4 protein-coding genes are annotated in these 7,875 nt (G+C 50.6%); 1 reads left to right on the top strand and 3 read right to left on the bottom strand.

Annotated elements, in window-relative coordinates:
- The first annotated feature begins 473 nt into the window (after nt 1-473).
- Nucleotides 474-1,811 carry a GTPase/DUF3482 domain-containing protein gene (locus HMPREF3052_RS01800; RefSeq protein ID WP_070748121.1) on the top strand — a complete coding sequence of 446 codons (1,338 nt, stop codon included), beginning with the start codon at nt 474-476 and terminating at the stop codon, nt 1,809-1,811.
- 74 nt (nt 1,812-1,885) lie between these two features.
- On the opposite strand, the gene HMPREF3052_RS01795 is transcribed toward HMPREF3052_RS01800, so the two are convergent.
- The 3 genes from HMPREF3052_RS01795 to HMPREF3052_RS01785 are packed head-to-tail and all read right to left on the bottom strand — an operon-like array spanning nt 1,886 to nt 7,841.
- Nucleotides 1,886-3,292: an efflux transporter outer membrane subunit gene (locus tag HMPREF3052_RS01795; RefSeq protein WP_141756591.1), complete on the bottom strand. Its 1,407-nt coding sequence runs from the start codon at nt 3,290-3,292 to the stop codon at nt 1,886-1,888.
- Nucleotides 3,293-3,348: 56 nt separating this feature from the next.
- Nucleotides 3,349-6,561 carry an efflux RND transporter permease subunit gene (locus tag HMPREF3052_RS01790; RefSeq protein ID WP_070748117.1) on the bottom strand — a complete coding sequence of 1,071 codons (3,213 nt, stop codon included), beginning with the start codon at nt 6,559-6,561 and terminating at the stop codon, nt 3,349-3,351.
- A gap of 11 nt (nt 6,562-6,572) precedes the next feature.
- Nucleotides 6,573-7,841 (bottom strand): efflux RND transporter periplasmic adaptor subunit, encoded by a 1,269-nt coding sequence (locus tag HMPREF3052_RS01785; protein ID WP_070748115.1) that lies wholly within the window; start codon nt 7,839-7,841, stop codon nt 6,573-6,575.
- Nucleotides 7,842-7,875 lie beyond the last annotated feature (34 nt).

Below are 7,875 nucleotides of genomic sequence, written 5' to 3'. Positions count from 1 at the left end.
CAAGTCTACAAAGGAGAAATAGAGGAGAAACTATTAACTGACTACTCGAACCAGCTAACGAAACGAATTATGCAACAAGAGATTCAATTGCGCAAGCATTTTTCTTGTAAAATTTCTTAATTATTCGATTAACAAATTTTAAATGTAATCATATTTCAATGCAGATAAAAAAATGCGCATACCGTTTCGATATGCGCCAAGTCTACAAAGGAGAAATAGAGGAGAAAAATCAAGCTGCATCAAGCAACTCAACGGCGCGAATTATCCTTGTCTTCTACCCGTCTGTCAACTGCTTTTCTATCTACTTTCAAGTATTTTGCTAAAAAACAACAAATCCGCTATTCCCCTCTTTTTCTTGCTATTTTCGCCCATATATAAAAAATTTAGGGCCGTCTGAAACAATATATTGCCACTAAAGATAAACGGCTCCATACTCACACATTCATAGTCCATATCAACCCAACCCAAAGACCATGACCACCCCACTCTCCCTTGCCGTCGTCGGCCATACCAACACAGGCAAAACCTCGCTCTTACGTACGCTTTTGCGCGACAGCACCTTCGGCGAAGTGAAAAACGCGCCATCCACCACGCGCCATGTCGAAGAAGCCCTCATCAACGATGGCGACGACAGCTTGGTTTATCTCTACGACACACCCGGCCTTGAAGATGCAGGTGGCGTGTTGGACTGGCTGGAAACCCATACATCCGCACGCGATGACGGCATTGAGCGCATCCAGCAATTCCTCAGCAATCATGAGGCGCATCACGAGTTCAACCAAGAGGCCAAAGTGCTGCGCCAAGTCATGCAAAGCGATATGGCCATGTACGTCATCGATGCGCGGGAACCCGTCCTCGACAAATACAAAGACGAGCTGACCATTTTGTCTTGGTGCGCCAAGCCCATCATGCCCGTGTTCAACTTCACCCAAAATCAAGACCTGACCGCTTGGACCAATATGCTCGCCCGTCGAACCCTGCATGTTTACGCCGGTTTCGATACCGTTGCCTTCGACTTTGAAGGCGAAATCCGATTGTGGGACAACCTTGCCACCATGTTACCTAAGCGCGACATCCTCGACCGCCTCATCAATATGCGTCGTCGCGAGTGGCAACGGCTGGATACGGAAGCGCGCCGTGAAATTGCCGATTTTCTGCTGGATGCCGCCGCATTCACCCAAGAAATTGCCGAAAACGACGACCCTGCCCCGACTTTGGAAGTCATGCAATCGGAAATCCGCCAACTTGAGCGGCAAATGCAACAACGCCTGTTCACACTTTACCGCTTCTATCACGACGAAGTCGGCAGCGACAGCACATGGATGCCCAAAGCCTTCAAACAAGACCCGTTTGACAGCGAGTTGCTCAAACATTACGGCATCCGTACCGGTACCGGCGCAACCGCAGGCGCGCTCATCGGCTTAGGCTTGGACATTGCCACGCTTGGCGGCTCGCTTGGTTTGGGTACAGCCATCGGCGGACTATTGGGCGGTATTTTGCCCAATGCCCAAGACATCACCGACAAAATCAACGGCCGACAAACCCTGCATACCGATCCGGAAACCCTTACCCTACTCGCCGCACGCGCACTGGATTTGTTGCACGTCTTACAAACGCGCGGCCATGCGGCTCAATCGCATATCGAGCTAAAAGAACGCAAAGCGCCCTGGAATGCGGCCAAATTACCTAGCGAACTCAACAAAGCGCGCAGCAACCGCAAATGGTCTTCGCTCAACACACACCAGCCGGAAGCCAGCCGTAACGAACGCGCAGCCTATGTCGCCACTTTAAGCGAGAAATTAAAAGCTTAGAATTGCCGCATAACAAAAAGGCCGCCTGAAATCCAAATGTTTCAGACGGCCTTTTGATTTTAGAAGGAAAATACTTATTCAGCAGCTTTGGTTTCGCGTTTCAAACCGCCGCCAAGTGCTTTATACAAGTCGGCAAGATTTTCCAAACGGGTCAGCTGATTAGCCAAAAGAGCAGTTTCTGCACTGTAATTGCTACGCTCGGCATCCAGCAAATCCAATGCGCTGGATACACCATGTTTGTAGCGCAGGCTGATGAGGCGCAGGCTATCGTTGTAGGCACGGCTTTGTTTGCTCAAAGCGTTATAGCTTTTATCCAGCTGTTCGCGTGCAACCAACGCATTGGAAACGTCTTTAAATGCAGATTGAACAGCGGCTTCATAAGCAACGATTTGTGCCTGTTGGCGCAGTTTGGCTACGTCAAGATTAGCTTTGTTTGTGCCCCAGTCAAAGATAGGCAGGGTAATGGACGGTGCAAAAGCCCAAATACCCGTGCCGCTCTTAAACAGGCCGCTCAACTCGCCGGAAGCGGTACCGACCGAACCGGTCAGGCTGATGCGCGGGAAGAAGGCCGCACGTGCCGCGCCGATATTGGCATTGGCTTGTTTGAGCGCGTGTTCGGCCGCACGGATATCCGGACGGTTGAGCAATACATCCGAACTCAAACCGGCAGGCAGCTTGGTCATTTTGAACTGCTTGCTCAAAGGCAGACCGGCAGGCAAGCCTTCGGGCAAAGGTTGATTAATCAACATAGCCAAGGAATTTCGCGCTTGCTCGCGGTTTTTTACCGCGAATGCGTAATCGGCTTTGGCCGATTCAATCAGCGCTTCCTGTTGGCGCAAATCAACGGCGGAAATCACGCCGGCCTTATGGCGTAATTGCGAGAGCTTGTAAGTCGCCTCACGGGTTTGCAATACGCGTTGTGCCAATGCCATGGTTTCTTCCGCGTAGCGTTCGTTAAAGTAGGCTTTGGCAACGGTAGAAATCAAGGTCAGATGGGCGGCATCGCGGTTTGCGGCCACATTGAAATAACCTTGCAACGCGGCTTCGCCGGTACTGCGAACACGGCCGAAAAGGTCGAGTTCATAAGAGGCTGCGCCCAAACCCACGCTGTATTGGCTGCTGACGCTGCCGCCGCTCAAGCTGCCTTGACGCGAACCTGTACCGCTGACATTGACGGTTGGCAACAAGTTATTACGCGCAATCATGTATTGCTTGCGGTAGATTTCCGCATTCAGCGCGGCTGTACGCAAATCGGTATTGCGTGCCAATGCGATGTCGATCAGACGGTGAAGGCGCGGATCGGCAAAGTAATCTTGCCAACCCAATTCGGCGGCACGGATACCGTCGTCAACTGTGTCGTATTTAAACGTATCGGCCACGGCAACTTGAGGCTGTTCATATTTCGGCATCATGGTACAGGCTGACAAAGCCACGGCGGCGGCAACGGCGGTCAGTACAGGTTTGAATGTAATCTTCTTCATTTTAGAATCCTTTAGCATTTTGAGGCCGTCTGAAAAGTTTTCAGACGGCCTTTGCTTTAGTGCTTGTCTGAATCGTGTTTACCGTCTTCAATCATGCCGGCTTCAGCGGCGTGTTTGGCGGCCATCTCATGCTCGTGTGCAGTTTCTTTAAAGAATTTGCGCACAACCACATAGAACAAAGGCACAAGGAACACAGACAGAATCGTACCGATCAACATCCCCCAGAACACGGTCGTACCAATTGCACGTTGGCTGGCAGAGCTGGCACCGCTGGCAACATAGAGCGGTACCACACCCAAGATGAAGGCGAACGAAGTCATGATAATCGGGCGGAAACGCAAGTGTGCGGCGGCAAGTGCAGCTTCAAGCGCGCTCTTACCTTGCGCTTGCAGGTCTTTGGCAAACTCGATAATCAAAATCGCGTTTTTCGCACTCAAGCCCATTACGGTTACGAAACCGACTTGGAAGTAAATATCGTTGGCGTATGCCGGAATACTGCCCAGCAGTGCTTCAAACATGTTGCGGCCGGTTACGCCCAATGCCGCGCCAATCAAGCCCAACGGAATCACAAGGATAACCGCCAACGGGATAGACCAGCTTTCGTACAAAGCAGCCAATACCAAGAATACAGCGGCAGCGGCCAATGCGTACAACATGACAGTTTGCGAGCTACCCTTGGCCTCTTCACGAGACTGACCGCCCCATTCCAGACTGTAACCGCCGCCCATGTCATCAACCATTTGCTGTACCGCAGCCATGGCCTGACCGGAAGACACACCATTAACAGGCGAGCCGGAAAGCTCCATTGCAGGATAACCATTGAAGCGGACGCTTTGTTCCATACCGTTTTCCCAAGAAACAGTAGCAATGGTAGAAAGCGGTACGGCAACGCCGGATTTGTTCGGCACGGTCAGGTTCAGAATATCGGCAGGCTGCATACGGGCACTCGCATCAGCTTGTACCATCACGCGTTGCAGACGGCCTTGATTCGGGAAGTCGTTTACATAAGACGAACCCAGCGAGGTCGCCAACGCAGTACGGATATCAGAGAATGAAATACCTTGTGCGGCGGCTGCAGAACGATTGATGTCGATTTTCAACTGCGGCGCATCTTCCAAACCGCTCGCACGAACGGTACTTGGGTTAAACAAACCGCTTTTGCGCATTTTGTCAATCAGCTCATTGCGCTTGGCCAACAATGCAGCATGGCCGCTGTTGTTACGGTCTTGCAGGTAAATCGTCAAGCCGGAGCCTGTACCCAATTCCATAATGGCAGGAGGCACAATCGCCAAACCGAAACCGTCTTTCAGCGTAGCCATCATCATGCCGGTCAACTTACCGGAAATAGAAGTTGCATCGCTGCCCGGAGCAGTACGTTCGTTCCAGTCTTTCAGAATGACAAAGCCCAAAGCCATGTTTTGACCGGAACCTGAAAAACTGAAGCCGGAAACGGTAATGATGTTCTCAATCTCAGGTATAGATTTTGCCAGTTGAGTGATTTGAGCCAAAGTTGCATCGGTACGCTCTTTGGTAGCACCGGCAGGCAACTGCACGCTCAACATCAAGTTACCTTGGTCTTCAGACGGCAAGAAGGAAGTCGGCAGACGCATAAACAGGAATACGCCCACAACAGTCAAACCAATATAGACAACCATCATGCGCAAAGTCTTACGCAAGACTTTGGCAACCCAACCTTCGTAGCCGTGTGTCCAGTTGTCGAATTTCTTGTTAAACCAACCGAAGAAACCTTTTTTCTCTTCGTGATGACCATTCTGAATCGGCTTGAGCATGGTGGCACACAATGCCGGAGTCAGCGTCAAGGCAAGGAATGCGGAGAAGCCGATCGATGCCGCCATAGTCAGGGCAAACTGTTTGTAAATGTTACCGGTTGCACCGCTAAACATTGCCAGCGGCACAAATACGGACATCAACACGGCAGTAATACCGATCACCGCGCCGGAAATCTGACTCATCGCTTTTTTAGTTGCAGCCTTAGGCGGCAAACCTTCGCTCGCCATAATACGCTCAACGTTTTCAACGACCACAATCGCGTCATCGACCACAATACCGATCACCAATACCATCGCAAACATGGTCAATACGTTAATCGACATACCCATGTATGAGATGAAGGCAAAACCGCCCAACAGGGAAATCGGCACAACAATGGTCGGAATCAATGTATAGCGGATGTTTTGCAGGAAGAGATACATCACCAAGAATACCAATACGATGGCTTCCAAAAGTGTATGGATCACTTTCTCAATCGAAATTTCCACAAATTTGGAAGTATCGTAAGGAACTTTCCAGCTCATGCCGTCTGGAAAATACTTCTGCAAAACCGCCATTTTTTCTTTCACGGCAGTCGCCGTTGCCAAAGCGTTACCGCTGTTGGACAACATCACTGCCATACCGGTGGTATTCACACCGTTCAAGCGGGTGGAAGAAGAATAGTCCTGCATACCCAAGCTGACTTTGGCAACGTCTTTCAGATAGACGTTCGAGCCGTCGGTATTGGATACCAAAATGATGTTGCCGAACTCTTCAGCAGTGCTCAGCTGACCTTGCGCTGTAACGGTTGCCGAAATGGTCTGTCCCGGCACAGCAGGCAGAGAACCGATAGAGCCCGCTGAAATTTGGATATTTTGAGTAGACAGTGCGTTGGTTACCGTCCCAAAAGACAGGTTGTAGTTTTGCAGTTTTTTCGGGTCAACCCAAATACGCATAGCGCGTTGCGCACCAAACAATCGAACCTGACCCACGCCGTCGATACGTTGCAACTCAGGTACGATATTGCGTTGCGCGTAGTCATTCATCTCCTCAATGGATTGCCTTTCGGAAGAAAGCATCACTACTTGCAAGAAGTTGGAACGCGCCTTAGATACGGTTACACCATATTGTTGTACGGTAGAGGGCAATGTGGACAATACTTCAGACAGTTTGTTCTGTACGTCTACTTGTGCCAAATCTTCATTGGTTTCCGGTGTAAACGTCAGACTGACGCTGCCGTTGCCGCTGGAATTGGCAGAAGTCGTCATATAGTCCAAACCTTCCACACCGTACATATTACGTTCGATAACGGCCAGCACGCTGTCTTCCATTACCTGAGCAGAAGCGCCCGGATAAGTAGCGGTCAAAGTAATGGTCGGCGCTGCAACGGACGGATATTGGGAAATCGGCAGTTTTTGAATGCCGAAAATACCCGCTGCGATGATAAAAATCGCAATAACCCATGCAAAGATGGGGCGATCAATAAAAAACTTAGACATTCACGCGTTCCTTATTTAGCTTCAGATGCAGCTTTAGCTTCAGGCTTGGCCTCGGATGCAGCCTGGCCGTCTGAAACTGCCGATGTTGCTGCCGCATCGTTTGCAGGCGGCGTCCATTCTTTCGGCGTTACCTTTTTAGCACCCGACATACCGGCAATGCTGATGCCTTCAACAATCACTTTGTCGCCGTCTTTCAGGCCGTCTGTAATAATCCAGTTGGTACCTTGCTGTTGGGCTACGGTCACGACACGCGCTTCCATTTCGCTCTTGTCATTCACCACCATCACCGTATCTTGCGAACCGCGGGTAACGGCTTGTTGCGGCACTACAAATGCATTATCCACTGCCACTTGTTCCATCAACACGCGTACATACAAGCCCGGCATCAAGATATTTCTGTCGTTAGGAATGGCGGCGCGCAAGGTAATTTGACCGGTCGTTTCGTTGACAGTCGGATCTGCAAACAGCAGACGGCCTTTTTCAGGGTAAACCGTACCGTCGTCAAATTTGATATCCACTGCAATCGCGCCGTTTGCCGCCAACAATTTGCCTTCGGCAACCTGTTGACGCAGTTTCATGACCTCACTCGCAGATTGGGTAATGTTGACATACATCGGATTGGTTTGTTGAATGGTGGCCAAAACAGTAGTATCGCCGGAATTGAGCAATGTACCTTCAGAAACTTTAGATTGACCGATGAAGCCAGAAATCGGCGCAGTAATGCGGGAGCGGTTCAGGTTGATACCGGCAGATTTGATGGCTGCTTGAGCGGATTTGACGCTTGCCTCTGCTGAACGCTTGGCCGTTACGGCCGCATCATATTCTTGTTGGCTGATGGCATCGGCGGCAACCAGCGGTTTGTATCGGGCCAGGTCGGCATTCGCTTTGGCCAAAGTAGCTTGCGCACTCGCCAACTGGGCGCGTGCGCTTTCTAAGTTTGCTTCATAAGATGAGCTGTCGATTTGGTACAAAGGCTGACCGGCTTGCACATAGCTGCCCTCTTGGAACAGGCGTTTTTGCAGAATACCGCCGACTTGGGCGCGAACTTCCGCAGTACGCAATGATTCCAGACGGCCCGGCAACTCGGTTGTCAATGCAACGGTTTCCGGATGCACAGTGACCACGCGAACTTCAGGCGCAGGTTGTTTTTGCTGTTGCTGACTGCCTTGCGCCTGTTGGCCGGCTGCTTTTTCATCGCCTTTGCCGCAAGCGGAAAGCGCCAACGCAGTAGCTGCTGCAATTGCCGCGACACGCATCATTTTAGAAGCATAAAGAGCCATAATTTTCCTATCTCTATGATAAATAAGGGTTTGA

The organism is Neisseria sp. HMSC056A03 (genome assembly GCF_001815685.1).
Lineage (GTDB): Bacteria > Pseudomonadota > Gammaproteobacteria > Burkholderiales > Neisseriaceae > Neisseria > Neisseria subflava.
Note: the sequence above shows the minus strand (reverse complement) of the source record. Positions and strands in the feature narration are given on the sequence as shown.